This window comes from Alphaproteobacteria bacterium endosymbiont of Tiliacea citrago (genome assembly GCF_964031065.1).
In the GTDB taxonomy this organism is placed as follows: Bacteria; Pseudomonadota; Alphaproteobacteria; order CAJXXZ01; family DAHXLG01.
This window is the reverse complement of the sequence record NZ_OZ034995.1, coordinates 153,387-169,319: the sequence shown is the minus strand read 5'-3', so window position 1 is coordinate 169,319 and position 15,933 is coordinate 153,387. Positions and strand designations below refer to the sequence as shown.

At 29.6% G+C, this 15,933-nt stretch carries 25 protein-coding genes and 1 tRNA gene; 23 read left to right on the top strand and 3 right to left on the bottom strand.

The features are described from left to right. Position 1: 1 nt before the first annotated feature. The 19 genes from rplX (at position 2) to AAHM83_RS00855 (ending at position 10,290) form a co-directional block, all read left to right on the top strand. A complete protein-coding gene (gene rplX / locus AAHM83_RS00945) occupies positions 2-343 on the top strand; it encodes a 50S ribosomal protein L24 (protein WP_342262154.1) in 342 nt (113 codons plus the stop codon). Continuing rightward, on the top strand, positions 336-914 hold the full coding sequence (gene rpl5 / locus AAHM83_RS00940; RefSeq protein ID WP_342262153.1) for a large ribosomal subunit protein uL5: 579 nt from the start codon (positions 336-338) through the stop codon (positions 912-914). The genes rplX and rpl5 overlap by 8 nt, the downstream gene beginning before the upstream one ends. A gap of 26 nt (positions 915-940) precedes the next feature. Then, positions 941-1,240: a 30S ribosomal protein S14 gene (gene rpsN / locus AAHM83_RS00935; protein WP_342262152.1), complete on the top strand. Its 300-nt coding sequence runs from the start codon at positions 941-943 to the stop codon at positions 1,238-1,240. Continuing rightward, complete coding sequence (locus AAHM83_RS00930; protein WP_342262151.1) at positions 1,240-1,632, top strand: 30S ribosomal protein S8; 393 nt, start codon at positions 1,240-1,242, stop codon at positions 1,630-1,632. Before rpsN ends, AAHM83_RS00930 begins: the two co-directional genes overlap by 1 nt. A 4-nt stretch (positions 1,633-1,636) precedes the next feature. Continuing rightward, positions 1,637-2,188, top strand: a complete 552-nt coding sequence (gene rplF / locus AAHM83_RS00925) for a 50S ribosomal protein L6 (protein ID WP_342262150.1) — start codon at positions 1,637-1,639, stop codon at positions 2,186-2,188. Continuing rightward, positions 2,188-2,517, top strand: a complete 330-nt coding sequence (locus AAHM83_RS00920) for a 50S ribosomal protein L18 (RefSeq protein ID WP_342262149.1) — start codon at positions 2,188-2,190, stop codon at positions 2,515-2,517. The genes rplF and AAHM83_RS00920 overlap by 1 nt, the downstream gene beginning before the upstream one ends. Positions 2,518-2,520: 3 nt before the next feature. Further along, on the top strand, positions 2,521-3,045 hold the full coding sequence (locus tag AAHM83_RS00915) for a 30S ribosomal protein S5 (RefSeq protein WP_342262148.1): 525 nt from the start codon (positions 2,521-2,523) through the stop codon (positions 3,043-3,045). Then, positions 3,042-3,224: an uL30 family ribosomal protein gene (locus AAHM83_RS00910; protein WP_342262147.1), complete on the top strand. Its 183-nt coding sequence runs from the start codon at positions 3,042-3,044 to the stop codon at positions 3,222-3,224. The genes AAHM83_RS00915 and AAHM83_RS00910 overlap by 4 nt, the downstream gene beginning before the upstream one ends. Continuing rightward, a complete protein-coding gene (gene rplO, locus AAHM83_RS00905) occupies positions 3,221-3,667 on the top strand; it encodes a 50S ribosomal protein L15 (protein ID WP_342262146.1) in 447 nt (148 codons plus the stop codon). The genes AAHM83_RS00910 and rplO overlap by 4 nt, the downstream gene beginning before the upstream one ends. Further along, on the top strand, positions 3,664-4,998 hold the full coding sequence (locus AAHM83_RS00900; protein ID WP_342262145.1) for a preprotein translocase subunit SecY: 1,335 nt from the start codon (positions 3,664-3,666) through the stop codon (positions 4,996-4,998). Before rplO ends, AAHM83_RS00900 begins: the two co-directional genes overlap by 4 nt. Positions 4,999-5,003: 5 nt before the next feature. After that, positions 5,004-5,612 carry an adenylate kinase family protein gene (locus tag AAHM83_RS00895; RefSeq protein WP_342262144.1) on the top strand — a complete coding sequence of 203 codons (609 nt, stop codon included), beginning with the start codon at positions 5,004-5,006 and terminating at the stop codon, positions 5,610-5,612. Between the two features lie 65 nt (positions 5,613-5,677). Beyond that, on the top strand, positions 5,678-6,031 hold the full coding sequence (gene rpsM / locus AAHM83_RS00890; RefSeq protein ID WP_342262143.1) for a 30S ribosomal protein S13: 354 nt from the start codon (positions 5,678-5,680) through the stop codon (positions 6,029-6,031). A gap of 25 nt (positions 6,032-6,056) precedes the next feature. Continuing rightward, positions 6,057-6,449 carry a 30S ribosomal protein S11 gene (gene rpsK / locus AAHM83_RS00885; RefSeq protein WP_342262142.1) on the top strand — a complete coding sequence of 131 codons (393 nt, stop codon included), beginning with the start codon at positions 6,057-6,059 and terminating at the stop codon, positions 6,447-6,449. Then, complete coding sequence (locus AAHM83_RS00880) at positions 6,450-7,439, top strand: DNA-directed RNA polymerase subunit alpha (protein ID WP_342262141.1); 990 nt, start codon at positions 6,450-6,452, stop codon at positions 7,437-7,439. A gap of 12 nt (positions 7,440-7,451) precedes the next feature. Then, complete coding sequence (rplQ, locus tag AAHM83_RS00875; RefSeq protein WP_342262140.1) at positions 7,452-7,814, top strand: 50S ribosomal protein L17; 363 nt, start codon at positions 7,452-7,454, stop codon at positions 7,812-7,814. Continuing rightward, on the top strand, positions 7,811-8,278 hold the full coding sequence (gene rplI / locus AAHM83_RS00870; RefSeq protein WP_342262139.1) for a 50S ribosomal protein L9: 468 nt from the start codon (positions 7,811-7,813) through the stop codon (positions 8,276-8,278). Before rplQ ends, rplI begins: the two co-directional genes overlap by 4 nt. A gap of 17 nt (positions 8,279-8,295) precedes the next feature. After that, positions 8,296-8,433 (top strand): hypothetical protein, encoded by a 138-nt coding sequence (locus tag AAHM83_RS00865; protein ID WP_342262138.1) that lies wholly within the window; start codon positions 8,296-8,298, stop codon positions 8,431-8,433. Between the two features lie 134 nt (positions 8,434-8,567). After that, positions 8,568-8,723, top strand: a complete 156-nt coding sequence (locus AAHM83_RS00860; protein WP_342262137.1) for a hypothetical protein — start codon at positions 8,568-8,570, stop codon at positions 8,721-8,723. Between the two features lie 106 nt (positions 8,724-8,829). Continuing rightward, positions 8,830-10,290, top strand: a complete 1,461-nt coding sequence (locus tag AAHM83_RS00855) for a YifB family Mg chelatase-like AAA ATPase (protein WP_342262136.1) — start codon at positions 8,830-8,832, stop codon at positions 10,288-10,290. A 126-nt stretch (positions 10,291-10,416) separates the two neighbouring features. On the opposite strand, the gene AAHM83_RS00850 is transcribed toward AAHM83_RS00855, so the two are convergent. The 3 genes from AAHM83_RS00850 to AAHM83_RS00840 form a co-directional block, all read right to left on the bottom strand. After that, entirely contained in the window at positions 10,417-10,659 is a 243-nt protein-coding gene (locus AAHM83_RS00850; protein ID WP_342262135.1) for a hypothetical protein, read from the bottom strand. 170 nt (positions 10,660-10,829) lie between these two features. Further along, positions 10,830-11,252, bottom strand: coding sequence for a nucleoside-diphosphate kinase (ndk, locus tag AAHM83_RS00845; protein ID WP_342262134.1), 423 nt, complete (start codon positions 11,250-11,252; stop codon positions 10,830-10,832). Between the two features lie 20 nt (positions 11,253-11,272). Beyond that, positions 11,273-11,347 (bottom strand) — tRNA-Thr (locus tag AAHM83_RS00840). A 105-nt stretch (positions 11,348-11,452) separates the two neighbouring features. Between AAHM83_RS00840 and AAHM83_RS00835 the strand changes: the two genes are divergently transcribed. The 4 genes from AAHM83_RS00835 to atpD are packed head-to-tail and all read left to right on the top strand — an operon-like array spanning position 11,453 to position 15,867. Further along, positions 11,453-11,941, top strand: a complete 489-nt coding sequence (locus AAHM83_RS00835; protein WP_342262133.1) for a F0F1 ATP synthase subunit delta — start codon at positions 11,453-11,455, stop codon at positions 11,939-11,941. Between the two features lie 20 nt (positions 11,942-11,961). After that, positions 11,962-13,590, top strand: coding sequence for a F0F1 ATP synthase subunit alpha (gene atpA / locus AAHM83_RS00830; RefSeq protein ID WP_342262132.1), 1,629 nt, complete (start codon positions 11,962-11,964; stop codon positions 13,588-13,590). A gap of 16 nt (positions 13,591-13,606) precedes the next feature. After that, positions 13,607-14,335 (top strand): F0F1 ATP synthase subunit gamma, encoded by a 729-nt coding sequence (locus AAHM83_RS00825; RefSeq protein ID WP_342262131.1) that lies wholly within the window; start codon positions 13,607-13,609, stop codon positions 14,333-14,335. After that, positions 14,332-15,867 carry a F0F1 ATP synthase subunit beta gene (atpD, locus tag AAHM83_RS00820; RefSeq protein WP_342262130.1) on the top strand — a complete coding sequence of 512 codons (1,536 nt, stop codon included), beginning with the start codon at positions 14,332-14,334 and terminating at the stop codon, positions 15,865-15,867. Before AAHM83_RS00825 ends, atpD begins: the two co-directional genes overlap by 4 nt. Positions 15,868-15,933: the final 66 nt, after the last annotated feature.

Sequence of the window (15,933 nt, the reverse complement as noted above, 5' to 3'; positions counted from 1 at the left end):
TATGAAAATAAGAATAAAAAGAGGTGATAATGTTTTTATACTTGCTGGTAAAGATAAAGGAAAAACTGGAATCGTGAAATCTGTTTTAATAAAAAGAAATAGAGTTGTTGTTTCTGGTGTGCAAGTTGTGAAATGTTTCAATAAAAAGAAAATAATGGCGGGTGGATCTGAATTTAAGGAGATGCCTATACACATATCTAATGTTGCCCATGTTGATCCAAAGAGTGCTAAGCCAACAAAGACAAAAATAGAGATTAAAGACAATAAAAAACTCTTGATTTCAAAAAAAAGTGGTGAAGTTATAAGAGTTGTAAAAGAATATAAGGAGAAAGAAAATGTCTAAATTATCACATGTTTTTCAATCATCTTATTCTTTGATTGAATCGGTTAATCAAGAACTAAAATCAAGAAATTCTTTAAAAAATATAATGATGGTTCCTAAAATAAAAGCTATTTATTTAAGTGTGGGAGCTGGTAAGTTTTTTAAAAATTCAGCAGATATGGAAAAAATACAAAAATCATTGTCTTTTATTGCTAATCAGCACGCTGTTTTAACAACGGCAAAAAAATCTGTAGCCGCTTTTGATGTTAGAGAAGGAATGAAAACTGGCGTAAAGGTCACAATGCGTGGAAAAAAAATGTATGAATTTATTGATAGATTGAAATTAATATATTTGCCAAGAATGAGAGACTTCAAAGGATTAAGCTCAAAGTCTTTTAATGGCAAGTCTTATTCTTTTGGTTTAAAAGATTCAACTTTGGTTTTTCCTGAAATTATTGCAAAATTAAATACTTATGATTTTACGTTTGGTATGAATATAACGTTTGTTTTTAATGTTGCAAACAACAACTTACAAAAAAATGTTTTAGAATCTTTTGGGTTGCCTTTTGAAGATTCTAAGGCGTTTGAATAATTAAGGATTTATGATAAGGTAAAATTATGGCTAAAAAATCAGTGTTAGAAAGGAACTCTAAGCGTAAAATTTTAGGTGAAAGATTTGCGTTAAAGAGGCAAGAATTAAAAAACAAAATAAAAGATCCAAGTTTAAACATAAAAGAAAAATTGCTTTTAATCCAAAAGTTAGACAACTTACCGGTTGACTCTTCTAAGGTAAGATACAGAAACAGATGTGCAATAACAGGAAGAGGAAGGGGTTTTTATAATAAATTTGGAGTATCTAGAATTATGATGAGGGAATTTATTCATTTTATTCCTGGATTAAAGAAAGCGAGTTGGTAATGAATTGGTTGACTGATGGTTTAACAAGAATTAAAAATGCGAGCGCTTCTAGAAAAGATTTTGTAGATGTTCGTGGAACAAAGCTTTGTCTCAAAGTTTTGGAAGTGTTAAAAGAAGAAGGGTTTATTTTAGATTTTTCAATGACTGAATCTAAGAAGTTAAAACAATGTTGTTCGGTTTCATTAAAATATTTTGATGGAGCTGCTTTGGTTGATAAGATGAAGTTTGTTTCAACTCCAAAGAATAGAATTTATAAAAAATGTGATGATCTAAAAAAATATATGCATGATTTTAAGTTTGCGGTTGTTTCAAATGATCAAGGTGTAATGCCTGTAAAAAAAGCAATTGAATCTAATCTTGGCGGAGAAGTTTTGTTTTGGATGGGGTGTTGAGTTTATGATCGCTAATGAAAAAAAGAAGGTTTCCAGAGTTGTAAAGAAAAAAACGTTCTTGCCAGCTGGTGTTACTTATGAGTTGAATGACAACAATGTGTTGTTTAAGGGGCCTCAGGGTGAATTAAACGTAGGGTTTTCTTCTAAAGTTTCTGTTATTTTAAACAAAGAAAATCAACAAATAGAGTTTTCCTCCGATTCTTTGTCATCCGCTGAGTTAGGAACTAATGTAGTGTTATTTCGTAACGGAATGAATGGGGTTTGGAAAAAATTTGAGAAGGTTCTTAATTTATACGGGGTTGGATATAAAGTTTTAAATCTTGATGGTGTTTTAGAGTTTTTTGTTGGATATTCTCATTCAATAAAAATTACACCGCCTTCGAATATAGATTTTGAAATAAAAACACCAACTCAAATTATTTTAAAAAGTTGTTCTAAAATTGATTTGGGTGATTTTGCAGCAAAAATATCAAAAATAAGAAAAGTTAATCCATATAAAACAAAAGGAATAATTGAAAGTGGAGCATTTGTTGTGAAGAAAGAAGGAAAGAAATAATGAGTGATAGGAAATGTAGAAATAGATTTAAGCTTTTGTCTTGTGCAGGCTTAGATAAATTAAGATTTTGTGTTAATAGATCGTGTAAGCATGTTTCTGCGCAAATTATAGACAGAGCTGGAAACGTTTTAGCAGATGTTACTTCTTCCAAAAAAACTTGTCCTGTTTATAATAGTTCAAAGATTGAAAAAGCTAAGTGGGTTGGCTCAGAAATTGCAAAAAAAATAGATTTAAATTTATCTTTTTATTTTGATAGAGGAAAATATGCTTATCATGGAGTGGTAAAAAATTTAGCTGAATCGGCTAGAGAATCTGGGATGAGGTTTTAGGTTATGAGTGAAAAAAACAATAATATAGTTGCTCATTTTGTTTCGATGAGAAGAGTCGCTAGAGTAAACAGTGGTGGAAAAACTTTTAGAAGTTCTGTTTTGGTTGTGGTTGGAGATGAAAAAGGAAGAGTTGGTTACGGATTGGGAAAATCCTCGGAAGTTCCAGAGTCTGTAAAAAAAGCAACCAGATCTGGCACAAAAAGAATGATAAAAGTAAGTTTGTTTGAAGGCAGAACTTTGTATTACGATGTTAAGGCTAAGTTTTGTCAAAGCTTGGTTTATATAAGAAAAGCAAGGGCAGGTACTGGTATCGTGGCGGGTGGAGCTGCGCGATATGTGTTTGAAGCTTTAGGCGTAAAAGATGTTGTATGTAAAGTTTTGGGCAACAATCCTATTAACAATGTAAGAGCAATTATGAAGGCTTTGTCAAGTATAAAAACACCAAAAGAAATTGCTAGAAGAAGGTCTGTTCCAAAAGAAAATTTATTTTATAATACAAAGAAAAAAGAGCTTGGAGAACAAATATGAAAAAGCTTTTAAAATTGGTGAAAAGTCCGAATGGCTGTGTTCAAAAACAAATTAGAAACTTAACATCTTTAAAATTAAAAAAAATAGGAGATGCTTCTATAGTTGAATATAACGAATCCACAATTGGCAGGATCAAAAAAGTTCAACACTTAATTGTTATGGAGGATATAAAAAAATGAAGTTAAATGAATTACAGTTTATTCCAGGCTCTATGAAAAAAAGCAAGAGAGCTCCTAGAGGAAACAGTGGAAAACAAGCTGGAACAGGTAAAAAAGGTCAAAAAGCCCGCTCCGGTGTTTCTTTGGGGAATTTCCAAGGAGGACAAACTCCGTTGGAAAGAAGAATTCCAAAACACAACTCTTTTTTTGTGAAAAAAGACACGACAGAATTACCTCTAAATCGTTTGCTTCCTTTGTTTGATTCTGGTTTAATTGATGAAAAAACGGTTTTAACAAGGTCTTTATTAGAGCAATTTGGGCTGGTAAAAAAAAGATTGTTTTATAAAATCGTTGGAACAATAGATAAAACAATTAATATAGAAGCCCATAAAGCATCAGAAGGTGCGAAAAAAGCGATAGAGTCAAACAATGGAAAATTGGTTGTTTTAGAGAGAAAAAAATGAAGCAAGAAAAGATAGTTAAAAGTTATATAAACGAAGTTTTTGGTTTTGTGTTAGATAAAGAGTTTTTGTCTAAAATAAAACTTACCTTTTTAATGCTTATAATATATAGGTTTATGTCTTTTGTTCCGTTTCCTGGTGTCAATTTAGATGCTTTAACGGAAAGTGTTGTTGGAGATCATTTTGGTGGATCTTTTTTAGGTTTTTTGAATAAATTTTCAGGTGGTGCGTTAAATCGTATGAGCGTAGTGTTTTTAGGTATTTCTCCGTATATAACATGTAGCCTTGTGTTTGGTTTTGCACATCATTTTTCAACTTATTTTGCGTCATTAAAAAAAGAAGGCGCTTTAGGGAGGCAAAAGGTTAATGATTACACAAAAATATCTGCTTTTGTTCTTTCTTTTTTTCAAGGTTTTGGTTGGGCAGCTTATTTACAGTCTAGAGCTGACGCCAATCTTGTAATGTTTCCAGGGTTGATTTTTACACTACAAACGGCGATGATATCTGCTTGTTCAACAATGATAATTGTTTGGTTCGCAGATCAAATTTCAATTAGAGGTGTGGGATCAGGCTCTTCCATCATAATTTATGCGAACATAGTATCGTCAGTGCCAGGAGCAACAATTGCTTTGTGGCAGGCTTATAAAAACAACTTGGTTTCAAACACAAAACTAGCATTGTTTATTTTTCTTTCTGTTTTTTTGTTGTTTTTCGTGACTTTTTGCGAAAGAGTTTACAAAACAATAAAAGCACAAAGTTTAAACAACAGGAACGCATTTTTTAAAAACATGCCAGATAATTTGGTTTATATGAAATTAAACCCTGCTGGTATCTATCCTTCTATGTTTGCTGGTAGTTTGATGGCTATTCCAGGAATGTTAGATAATATTCTTAATTTTTCAAGATACGAAAGTGGTGCCTGGGTTTTAGCATCATTAACACAAGGTTGTTATTTGTATGTTTGTTTTCATGCTTTTTTAATTTTTTGCACTTCATATATTTATGCTGAATTAGTGTTTAATCCAGAAGAAACAGCAAAAAGATTTAGAAACGATTCTATAATTGCGGGTAAAATTCCAGGTAAATCTACACAGGCCTTCCTAGAAGAAAAGTTGTTTTATGTTGCAACAATAGGTGGAACGTATTTAATGTTAGTGTGTTGTGTACCAGAGTTATTTGTTACCAAACAAAGCAATCTTCTAGCTATTAGTGGAACCAGTTATATAATTATTGTTGGAGTAGCAACCGATTTAATTGATAAAGTTTCTGCGGGAGTATATTCAAGATTTATAGAAAAATCGATGCAAGCAATCAGAAAAGGTTATTTCAAATAAAAAAAATGATTTTGTTTATTGGTCCACCAGGATGTGGAAAGGGAACACAATCAAATTTATTTCAAGAAATATATAAAATTTCAAATTTTTCTTTTGGAAGCTTTTTGAGAGAATTAACAAAAAAAAATGATGAGCTTGGTTTAAAAGTTTCAGAATTAATAGACAAAGGAAACTTTGTTTCTTCTGATTTGATTTTTAACAACATAGATAAATCAATTTTTGAAAAAAACTTAATATTAGACGGTTATCCAAGAACCTTAGAACAAGCTGTTTTTTTTAATGATTTTCTTGTAAAAAAAAAATTAAAAATTGATTTAATAGTTGAATTTTCTGCAAAAGAAGAGGATTTCCTTTTAAGAGTTTTAAATCGAAAAATTTGTGAAGACTGTCGAAAAGATTTTTGTGACTGTGGTTCAAATAGATTTGTAATTAGAGAGGATGATAATAAAACAATTTTTTATCAGAGATTGGCAAATTATAATAAAAACAGAATTTTGATCAAAAATTTTTACATTAAAAATAAAGTTAATTATGTTTCTTTTAATGCCTCGCAAACAAAAGAAGAATCTTTCAAAAATTTAGAAAAAATCTTAAAAGAAAATAAATTAATTTAAAAAAAGTCAAAAGACTTGCGGAAATTTTTATGATTTGTTTAAATCATAGAGGAGTTTAATATACAATGGCAACAGTTAATATTGCAGGGGTTAACATTCCTTCAGATAAAAAAGTTCCTTATGCTTTGATGTACATATATGGAATAGGAAAGACGAGGGCCTTTTTTATTTGTAAAAGCTTAAATATTGATGAAAATTCAAGGACTAAAGATTTAAGCGAAGATCAGTTAACAAATATTAGAAATTTTATAGATGAAAACTATAAGACTGAAAATGATTTAAAAAGAGAAAAAAGTGGACACATAATATCTTTGAAATCTATACGTTGCTACAGAGGGCTAAGGCATTTAGCTAACTTGCCAGTAAGAGGCCAAAGAACAAATAGTAATGCAGAAACAAGAAGAAAAGGAATAATCTAATTTTTGTTAGAAGAAGGATATAAATATGAAAAACACAAAAAAAAATTATAAATCAAACAGCAAAAAACAAAAAATAGAGGGAGTAGTAAAAATTTACATAATATCTTCTTTTAATAACACAATAATCACAGCTTGTAGGCCATCTGGAGAGCCAGTAGCAACCGCTTCTGGTGGATCAGCTGGTTTTAAAAACACAAGAGAATCAACTCCTTTTGCAGCACAATCAGCAGCAGACATTATATGTTCAAAACTAAAAGATTTCAAAGTAAGCGATGTAGTTGTAATTATGAAGGGAATGGGAGCAGGTAGAGATTCAGGATTAAAAACAATTGCAAATAGTTTTAATGTTTTAGAAATTCACGATGCAACCCCAATAATGCACAACGGAACAAGATTAAAAAAAAGAAGGAGAAGCTAAATGTTACAAAAAACCAAGTTAGAATCCTTATGTTCTGATGCAAAATTTCAAACATCAGACGATTTTTATAGAGAGTTTAAATACAAAGTAACAAAAAATATGGGAGTAACTTTAGGTAACTCACTAAGAAGAACGTTATTTAGTCAAATTCCTGGTAATGCAATAAGGTATGTTTTGATAAACGGTTTAAATCATGAGTTTTCTGCAATTTCAGGTGTAAAAGAAAGCGCTCAAGAATTAATAATGAACTTAAGAAAAATCGTTTTTAAAGGAGGCGCAACTTTTGCAAGAGCTACATTAAATGTTTCAAGAGCAGGAGAGGTGTTTGCTTCAGATGTAAAATGCATGAGTTATTCAATTGTTAATGAAAATCTATATTTGTGTACACTAGAAGAAGAAGCGTCATTAAAAATAGAATTATACGTTGAGCGAGGTGTGGGAATAATTTTATCAAATGAAGTAAGCGAACATGAGTATGATTCTGAGGCCATAATTTGCGATTCTTTTTTCAACCCAATATTAACAGTTAATTTTCAAATTACAAGTATAGAAAATAATTTTAAAGAAGAAAACTTAAGCCTTTTTGTGCAAACAAATGGAGCCGTTTCACCAGATGAAGCAATGGATCAAGCAATAGATATATGGAGACAAGAAATGTCAAATATATCAGAAAGAATGATAACAGCTGCACAAGATGACGTTCCAGAAAAGCAATTAAGAATTTTAAGTGATACTTTATATTATAAAATAAGTGAAATTCAAGGTATGACAACAAGAATATTAAATTGTATAAAAAGTCTTAATATTCGATATGTGGGTGAATTGGTTCAATTTACTCAAAAAGAATTATTGGAAAAACCTAATTTTGGGGAAAATTCTCTAAATCAATTGGTTGAACTTTTGGGAAATATAGGATTAACTTTAGGTATGGATGTAACTGGATGGAAAGCGCCAGTTGAAGATGCCGAAGATGATATGTTAATAAGGTAAAGGAAAAAAATCATGAAACATCAAGTAAAACATTATAAATTGGGGAGAGATACAAAGCACAGAACAGCGCTAAGATATAACTTAATTCGTTCTACGGTTTTGCATAAAAAAATAGACACAACATTAGCAAAAGCAAAATGTGTTCAACCAATCTTGGAAAAATTAATTACGAAAGCAAAGATATCAAATTTAGAGACAAGAAGATATTTGTTATCTTTTTTCAGAAATGATGAAATAGTTGTAAAAAGAATTTTTGAAATAGCAGAACAGTTAAAAGAAATTAACGGAGGATATTCAAAAATTGTAAAATTAGGACAAAGAAAAGGTGATTCAGCACATATTGCGCGTTTATGTTTTTCAGGAGATATATTATGAAAAGGGCATCAAAAAAAGTTCAATGCGTATTAAAACAGCCAATTAGAGGAAAAGGTGGAATTGGAGACGTTATAAATGCAAGAAGAGGATTTGCAAGGTATTTAGAGCGTTTTAATAAAGCAGAAAGAGCCACAAAAGAAGTTTTAAATAGTATTGATCAAAAAAAAGAAGAATGGAAAAAAGAAGAATCATTAAATTTAAAAAATGCAGAAGAAATTTTAAATAAATTAAAAAAATTCAATAAAATTTCATTTGTTAGAAGAGTATCCCACTCTGATACGTTGTATGCATCCTTAAAACAAGATGAAATAATAGAATTTTTCAAAACAAAAGGAGTAGAATTAACCAAACAAAACATCAAAATAGACAAAATGATAAAAACTCTAGGAGAACACTCAGTCATAATAAACATTTACGGTGATTTAGAGCATTCTTTAATTGTTGAGATTACAAAAGGAGAATAAAAAAGGTTAATTATTTTTTGTATTTTGGTGAAAATATAAGGTTTCAATTACAAAACAATTTAGCAGATGCTTTTCAAAAACACAATTCAAAATATTTTGATTATACATACGATATTTTTTCATTTAAAGCTGAAATAATTGAAGATATAAAGTAAAACGAAAATATAAAAACATTTATTAAAAGCTTATTCAAGTTTTATCTTTGTTCGGACTTAATATGTCAATAAAAAATTTTGTTTTAACAAAGAAAGAGAACACATAAAATTCAGATGAAACGGTTTTGGATTTAATGGAGCTTTCAAGTTCAGAAAAGGAGTTTTTTAATGATTTTCTTTCTAAACACAAAAATGATTTTGATAATCTTTTAAAAGAATCAACCGAATTAGAAAATAAATTAAAAAAAGAAATTAACATCATCGATATCTTCGTTTTTAGTGAAGAATGAAGACAACTTTTTAACTTTATTTAATAAATTCAATGTAACAAAAAATTTAATTCAAAACTCAATAGAGCTAGCGACAAATAATTAAAATTTTGATAAACTAAAAAAAGTGTTAGCAAAAATAAAAACCGTTTCTTTTTTAGGAATAGAAGTATTAGAAATAACCGTGGAAGTGCATATAGGCAATGGACTTCCGTTTTTCACAATTGTAGGATTGCCAGATAAAAACATTTCAGAAGCAAAAGATAGAATAAGAGCAGCATTTAATGTGTTAGGAGTAAGTCTTCCAGCAAAAAGAATAACAGTAAATATGTCTCCAGCAAACATACAAAAAGAAGGAAGCCATTACGATCTTCCAATAGCTATTGGAATTTTAGTTGCGATGGGAACCATTTCTCAAGATTTAGTGAACAATTGGTTAATAATAGGAGAGTTATCATTAGATGGAGGAATAAATAATACGAAAGGATCCTTGTTAGCCTCGATTTTTGCAAATTCTAAAAATTACACATTAATTTGTTCAACAAAAAGTAGTTATGAAGTTCAATTAACTGGAAACAAGAACGTTTTAATTTTTCAAAATTTAACAGAAATAATAGGATATCAAAACGGAGGAGGATCATATTTACTTGATGATTATGAGCTAAGAAAGCAAGAAGAAAAATTTGAAATAGATATGTCAGATATAGAAGGCCAAACAATAGCGAAACGAATTTTAGAAATAGCAGCGGTTTTTAGGCTAAACGTGTTAATGATAGGTCAACCAGGCATAGGTAAATCAATGTTAGCAAAAAGATTGATCACGATTTTGCCACCATTAACACCATCAGAAATTTTAGAAATAAACATGATTTATAGCATAGCAGAGAACACCTCAAAACAAGATTTTTTTGCAGTACCATATAGAGACCCACACTACTCAACAACATTAGCAGCATTAATAGGAGGAGGAACAAAAGCGCAACCAGGAGAAGTAACATTAGCACACAAGGGAGTATTATTTTTAGACGAATTAGGAGAATACACAAAGGTTTTGGAGGGATTAAGGCAGTGTATGGAAGATAAAAAGGTCACAATAGCAAGAGCAAATAAGCACATTCAATACCCAGCAGACTGTCAAATAATAGCAGCAATGAATCCATGTAAATGTGGATATTTAAACACAGAAAAACAATGTAAAAAAGCACCACAATGCTCAGAAAACTATAAAAACAACATTTCCGGGCCATTATTAGATCGATTTGATTTAATATTTTATTTAGAAAATGAAAATCATTTAAAAGAAGAGAAAAGGGAAACAAGTGAAGAAATAAGAAATAGAGTAATCAAAGCAAGAGAATTATATTATGAACTTTATCAAAAACAATTTGAAGAAATATTATTTGAAGAAATAAAAGCAGAAAAAGAAGCAATAAACTTAATAAATCAATATTGTGATAAAAAAAAACTCAGCAAAAGAGTGCGCAATAAAACATTCAAAACAGCTTTAGTAATATCATTATTAGAAAACAGTAAAGAAATAAAAACGAAGCATATGTTAGAAGCCACAATGTATAGAGCTAATTTTTAATACAAAGCACGGTTTTTTTATGGGGGCAACTTTTTTTATGTTTTTATTTTTTAATGCAAATAGATAATAAAAAAACAAGAAAAACAACTCAAAAACGAGCCTTTTTTATCAATTTTTAAGCGTTTTTTAACGTTTTTTAAGCATTTTTAGAGCCTCTTTTTGTTCCAAATAATTTAAAATAAACACAATAAAAAAAGCAACAAAACAAGCAAAATTAAAAAAAGAATCCATTTGATAATAATGAACACAAGGATTAAACTTAATATTCAAAAAACACGATATTTTACGGCAAATTCGGTAAAATTTAGATAAAGTTAAGTAATTTAAAATAATTGAAAAATGAACTAAGTTTGTCAAACAGCCAAGCATACATAAAAAATAAGTAATAAAGCTTAATTTTTTCAAATAATAAGTAAAAAAACTTGATAAAAAAAGAGCAAAAAATAAATTAGCTTGAATTAAGCACAGAAAACACGGTTCTTTGTTACTTAACAAGAATGATAAGAAAACAAAAGTAACAAAAGAAAAAAAAGAAGTGTTCATGGCAAAATTTCAGATTGTGCAAAAATTAAATTCATTTCTATTCTAGCATTTTCTTCAGAGTCAGAACCATGAACAGAGTTTTCATCAATAGATATAGCATATAAATTTCTGATAGTGCCACAATTAGCGTCTTTTGGATTAGTTGCTCCCATAATTGTTCTATAATCTAAAATTGCATTTTCTTTTTCCAAGACAGAAGAAACAACGGGTCCACTAGACATAAAAGCGCATAAGTCATTATAAAAAGGCCTTTCTTTGTGTACTTCATAAAATTTTTCTGCTAATTCTTTTGAAAATTGCATTTTTTTTAAAGCCACAATATTAAATTTAGCTTCTTGTAAAAAAGATAAGATTTTTCCTTCTAAATTACGCTTAACAGCATCTGGTTTTATAATTGAAAACGTTCTTTGAATTGTCATAACAAACTCCCTATAAAAAATGGTGCCGATGGAGAGAATCGAACCCTCGACCTCTTCCTTACCAAGGAAGTGCTCTACCACTAAGCTACAACGGCAATAATTATATTTATTTAAAATAATAAAAAAAAAGCAAGCTCTTTCATTATATTTCAAAATCTGATTGGGTTGGATTTTTATAATTTAAGTGATAAAATTATTATGTGTATTATTATAATTCTGTAAAATTTTATCTAGATTTAAAACACTTCATGAGTGATGAATTTAAATGCATAAGAAGAGCTTATTTATATGATTTATTACCAGAAGAAGATAAAAAACTTGCAAATTATATGAGATCAATTTTTGCAAAAGAATTTCTTGTGTTAATTAATATTTTAAGAAAAAAGTACAGAGCAGACAAATTAAAAGTTTATTTAAGAAAATTTTTTCATAATTTAAAAGAGCAGTTTCAAAGCACAAAATGTTATATAGAGACTCATAAAGAGTTTAATCACGAAGAACTTTTAAAAATAGAATCTGCAATTAAAGAAAAATTTCAAATACAAAACATTAGGTTTAAATATTTGGTAAATAAAGATTTACTGTATGGTGTTAGTTTTAGGTTGAATTTTAGAATGTATGATTTTAGTTTAAACAGCATGCTAAATAAGATCAAAAAAAATATTTTACAAAAAATTATTGAAAAATAAAAACAGAAGGGGAGATTGTTATGAGTTCTGAAACAGATAAAGTAAATAGTGTTATAGAGGCTTTAAACGTAGAGCTAGAGTCTTTTAAAGATAAAGTTGATGCTATCGACTATGGCGTTGTTCTTGAGGCTGGAGATGGAATAATTAAGGCAATAGGATTAGAAAATGTTTTTTTAGGAGAAATAGTTTCTTTTTTAGGTGATGGATTAGGAATGGTAATGAAAATTGATCCTGATACTGTTTCTATAATTCTTTTTAATAAAATTGAAGAGGTGTCTCAAGGTTGTAAAATTTTTGCAACAAAGAAACCTTTATCTATTAATGTAGATGAATCTTTATTAGGAAGAGTTATAGATCCTTTAGGAAATCCTTTGGATGGTTTGGGTCCTATTTCATGCTCTAAAACAATGTTGTTTGAAGCTGAAAGCCCTGGTGTTATGCAAAGAGAGTCTGTTTGTGAGCCTCTTCAAACAGGTATTAGGTTAATAGATTTGCTTATTCCTATTGGTCTTGGGCAAAAACAATTAATTTTAGGCGATCGTCAAACCGGTAAAACAGCTATAACAATAGATACTATTATTAATCAGTCTATAGTTAAAGAAAACGGTGGAAAAGCTGCTTTTTGTATTTATGTTGCTATTGCTAAAAAGGCCTCTGAAATAGCTAAAATTGTGCAATTATTAAAAGATAAAGGTGCAATCAACAACACAATAGTTATTGCTACAACAGCGTCTGATACAACCGCATTGCAATATGTTGCGCCTATGGCGGGAGTTGCTATTGCAGAATATTTTAGAGATAAGCAAAAAGACGCCTTAGTTGTTTTAGACGATTTAACCAAACACGCAGATGCTTACAGAGAAATTTCTTTATTAATGAGAAGGACTCCTGCTAGAGGGGCTTATCCAGGAGATGTTTTTTATTTACATTCTAGGTTGTTAGAACGCGCTGTTAAATTAAAAAGCGGTGGCTCTGTCACAATTTTACCAATTATTGAAACGTTAGATGGAGATGTCTCTTCTTATATTCCAACGAATGTTATTTCTATAACAGATGGTCAAATGTATTTAGATAAAGAGATTTTTTATAAGGGACAAAGGCCAGCTATTAATATAGGACTATCGGTGAGTCGTATAGGTTCAGCTGCGCAACATGCTAATATGAAGCAAATATCAGGTACTTTAAAAGGTGAGTTGGCTCAATATATTGAATTAAAAAATTTTTCAAAATCTGTCAGTGACGTAGATGAAGAAACTAAAGAAGCAATTCAGCATGGAGATATTTTAATGTCGGTATTAAGGCAAAAAATTTATTCTCCAACACCTAAAGCGCAAACTCTTTTAATGTTACTAGGTGTTGAGTGTGGCGCATTTAATGATTTATTTAATATTGAAAAATTTGCTGAAGAGATGTTTTTTTATATGAACACTCAATATCCTTTAATTATTAAAAGTCTTTCAGAAGATAACAAACTTACGAAAACAGAAAAATCAGATATATTTAAACAAATTTTAGATTTTAAAAAAATTTTTGAAGATGATGATAAAGGCAAAGATAAATCAAGGTCAAAATCAAAAGATACAAAAAACGCAGAATCTGAATTTGATGATCAAGTTTCATCGGATTTAAGTGATTTAAAAAAGAATTAAAGGGCAATGGTAAAAAATGGGAATTATTAAACATATAAAAAACAAGATAGCGACAGTAGAAGCTTATTTACGTTCAAACAACGCAATGAAATCAGTTGCAGCAGTTAGAATAAACAAATGTAAGAAAAAAATGAAAGCATTAAATGATGTAAAAGAAGTTTCAGATTTTTTTTCTAATAAAAAAGGTATTTTTGATAAAAGAAACTATCATATCATTATTGGTTGTAATCAAGGAATGTGTGGGCCGTTTTTAGGTTATATTTCAAGTTATATAAAAAATTTTATAAAAGAAAACGTAAAAGAGGATTGTTTTTATATTTTAGGTGAAAAATTTTTAGAATACGATCTTCACAAAAATATTTCTACAAACAAACTGCCTTTGAATGACATATCTATTTTGCAAATTGTGGAAGAAATAATAAACCAATCTTTATTAAAAAACAAACCAACGGATGTTTTTTTGCATTATTATAATAAAAATAAAATGGTGATAGAGCATATTATTAAAAATAGAGACCCGAACTTGCAACAGGATGTATATGATTTGTTAAATATGGTTAATATAGTAATGAGGGCGATTTATACAAGTGGTTTTCATGAAAACAAAGAAAGAGTGCTCGCTTTAGAACAAGCGAAAACCAATGCTGAAAAAATGCAAAAAAAAGGATATAATGAGCTGAATAGAGTAAGACAAGAGTCTATTACAAACGATTTAGCAGAAATAGTAGCAGGAGTATTATTATGAGCATAGAAGATAAAAAAGAGGTTTTTTCCAATCTTAATTTTGAAGAGGAAGGAGAAATTCTTTCTGAATTGATTTCTGAAAATGAAAAAATTTTAAATGCAGAAGAAGATAAGTATTCAAAAACAACACGAGTTCCATTTGGGAAAATTATTAGAATAAACGGCGTTATTGTTGATGTTGTGTTTAAAAAATATGCTCCAGCAATTAAAAATGCATTAAAAGTAAAAAAAAATGGCATTAGCTTAACTTTAGAAGTAATGCAACATTTAGGTGCAAACATCGTTAGAGCAATGTCATTAAGTTCAACTTCTTCTTTGTGTAAACATGATCAAGTTTATGATACTGGAGAGCCAATTAAAATTCTTGTAGGAGAAGAGTTACTTGGTAGAATCGTTAACGTTTTAGGAGAGCCAATTGATAATAAAGGAGAACTTGGAGCATCAAGCTTTAGTGTAATCCATAAAGCGCCACCTTTACTTAAAGATCAATCTGTTAAGACAGAAATTTTAAATACAGGAATAAAAGTTATAGATTTAATGGCTCCTTATATTAAAGGAGGAAAAATTGGTCTATTCGGTGGAGCAGGAGTTGGAAAAACAGTTTTAGTTACTGAGTTAATAAACAGTATGGCTAAAAATTATGATGGTTATTCTGTTTTTGTGGGAGTAGGAGAAAGAACACGAGAAGGCAGTGATTTATATAAAGAAATGATAACAGCAGGAGTAATTAAAGAAAACGGAGAAGGTTCAAAAGTTTCTTTATGTTACGGACAAATGAATGAAACGCCAGGTGCAAGAGCAAGAGTTGCATTAACAGGTGTATCAATTGCAGAATATTTTAGAGATGAAAAAAACAAAGATGTTGCTCTGTTCATTGATAATATTTTTAGATTCATTCAAGCTGGTTCAGAAATTTCAACTTTACTTGAAAGGTTACCATCAGCAGTTGGATATCAACCAACATTAGCATCAGAAATTGGTCAACTAGAAGAGAGAATTACAAGCACTAAAAATGGATCAATAACAAGCATTCAAGCAATTTATGTTCCAGCGGATGATTTAACAGACCCAGCTCCTTCTTCATTATTTACTCATTTAGATGCAACTACAGTTTTAAGCCGAGATTTAGTTTCAATTGGTATTTATCCAGCAATAGATCCATTAGCATCTAGCTCTAAAGCTTTGGATGCTATGTATGTTGGTGATGATCATTATGAGGTTGCATTGCAAGTGCAGAATATTTTGCAAGAATACAAAAGTTTAAAGGATATGATTGCTATATTAGGAATAAAAGAACTTCCTGCTGAAGATCAAAAAACTGTTTTTAGAGCAAGAAAGATTCAGAAATTTTTTTCGCAACCAATGTTTTCAGCTGAGCCATTTTCTAACCAACCAGGTTGTTTTGTTTCAATAGAAGAAACAATCAAAGGATGTAAAGCTATTTTATCAGGAGACTGTGATGAAATTCCAGAAATGGCGTTTTATATGGTTGGAACTTTAGATGATGTTATGAACAAGGCAAAAACCTTATAAATTAGCTGTTTTATATTATTGTTTACTTGATAAATTATTTAGAAAATTCACGGGAGTCTAAAAAAC

What these genes read in the sequence shown, in the direction of transcription:
- atpA (WP_342262132.1), top strand. Translation starts at nt 11,962, where the DNA reads ATGAGTTCTGAAACAGATAAAGTAAATAGTGTTATAGAGGCTTTAAAC.
- ndk (WP_342262134.1), bottom strand. Translation starts at nt 11,252, where the DNA reads ATGACAATTCAAAGAACGTTTTCAATTATAAAACCAGATGCTGTTAAG.
- rpsN (WP_342262152.1), top strand. Translation starts at nt 941, where the DNA reads ATGGCTAAAAAATCAGTGTTAGAAAGGAACTCTAAGCGTAAAATTTTA.
- AAHM83_RS00920 (WP_342262149.1), top strand. Translation starts at nt 2,188, where the DNA reads ATGAGTGATAGGAAATGTAGAAATAGATTTAAGCTTTTGTCTTGTGCA.
- AAHM83_RS00915 (WP_342262148.1), top strand. Translation starts at nt 2,521, where the DNA reads ATGAGTGAAAAAAACAATAATATAGTTGCTCATTTTGTTTCGATGAGA.
- rpl5 (WP_342262153.1), top strand. Translation starts at nt 336, where the DNA reads ATGTCTAAATTATCACATGTTTTTCAATCATCTTATTCTTTGATTGAA.
- AAHM83_RS00825 (WP_342262131.1), top strand. Translation starts at nt 13,607, where the DNA reads ATGGGAATTATTAAACATATAAAAAACAAGATAGCGACAGTAGAAGCT.
- AAHM83_RS00850 (WP_342262135.1), bottom strand. Translation starts at nt 10,659, where the DNA reads ATGCTTGGCTGTTTGACAAACTTAGTTCATTTTTCAATTATTTTAAAT.
- rpsK (WP_342262142.1), top strand. Translation starts at nt 6,057, where the DNA reads ATGAAAAACACAAAAAAAAATTATAAATCAAACAGCAAAAAACAAAAA.
- rplF (WP_342262150.1), top strand. Translation starts at nt 1,637, where the DNA reads ATGATCGCTAATGAAAAAAAGAAGGTTTCCAGAGTTGTAAAGAAAAAA.
- rplI (WP_342262139.1), top strand. Translation starts at nt 7,811, where the DNA reads ATGAAAAGGGCATCAAAAAAAGTTCAATGCGTATTAAAACAGCCAATT.
- AAHM83_RS00895 (WP_342262144.1), top strand. Translation starts at nt 5,004, where the DNA reads ATGATTTTGTTTATTGGTCCACCAGGATGTGGAAAGGGAACACAATCA.
- AAHM83_RS00930 (WP_342262151.1), top strand. Translation starts at nt 1,240, where the DNA reads ATGAATTGGTTGACTGATGGTTTAACAAGAATTAAAAATGCGAGCGCT.
- rplO (WP_342262146.1), top strand. Translation starts at nt 3,221, where the DNA reads ATGAAGTTAAATGAATTACAGTTTATTCCAGGCTCTATGAAAAAAAGC.
- AAHM83_RS00860 (WP_342262137.1), top strand. Translation starts at nt 8,568, where the DNA reads ATGGAGCTTTCAAGTTCAGAAAAGGAGTTTTTTAATGATTTTCTTTCT.
- AAHM83_RS00880 (WP_342262141.1), top strand. Translation starts at nt 6,450, where the DNA reads ATGTTACAAAAAACCAAGTTAGAATCCTTATGTTCTGATGCAAAATTT.
- AAHM83_RS00900 (WP_342262145.1), top strand. Translation starts at nt 3,664, where the DNA reads ATGAAGCAAGAAAAGATAGTTAAAAGTTATATAAACGAAGTTTTTGGT.
- rpsM (WP_342262143.1), top strand. Translation starts at nt 5,678, where the DNA reads ATGGCAACAGTTAATATTGCAGGGGTTAACATTCCTTCAGATAAAAAA.
- atpD (WP_342262130.1), top strand. Translation starts at nt 14,332, where the DNA reads ATGAGCATAGAAGATAAAAAAGAGGTTTTTTCCAATCTTAATTTTGAA.
- rplQ (WP_342262140.1), top strand. Translation starts at nt 7,452, where the DNA reads ATGAAACATCAAGTAAAACATTATAAATTGGGGAGAGATACAAAGCAC.
- AAHM83_RS00910 (WP_342262147.1), top strand. Translation starts at nt 3,042, where the DNA reads ATGAAAAAGCTTTTAAAATTGGTGAAAAGTCCGAATGGCTGTGTTCAA.
- rplX (WP_342262154.1), top strand. Translation starts at nt 2, where the DNA reads ATGAAAATAAGAATAAAAAGAGGTGATAATGTTTTTATACTTGCTGGT.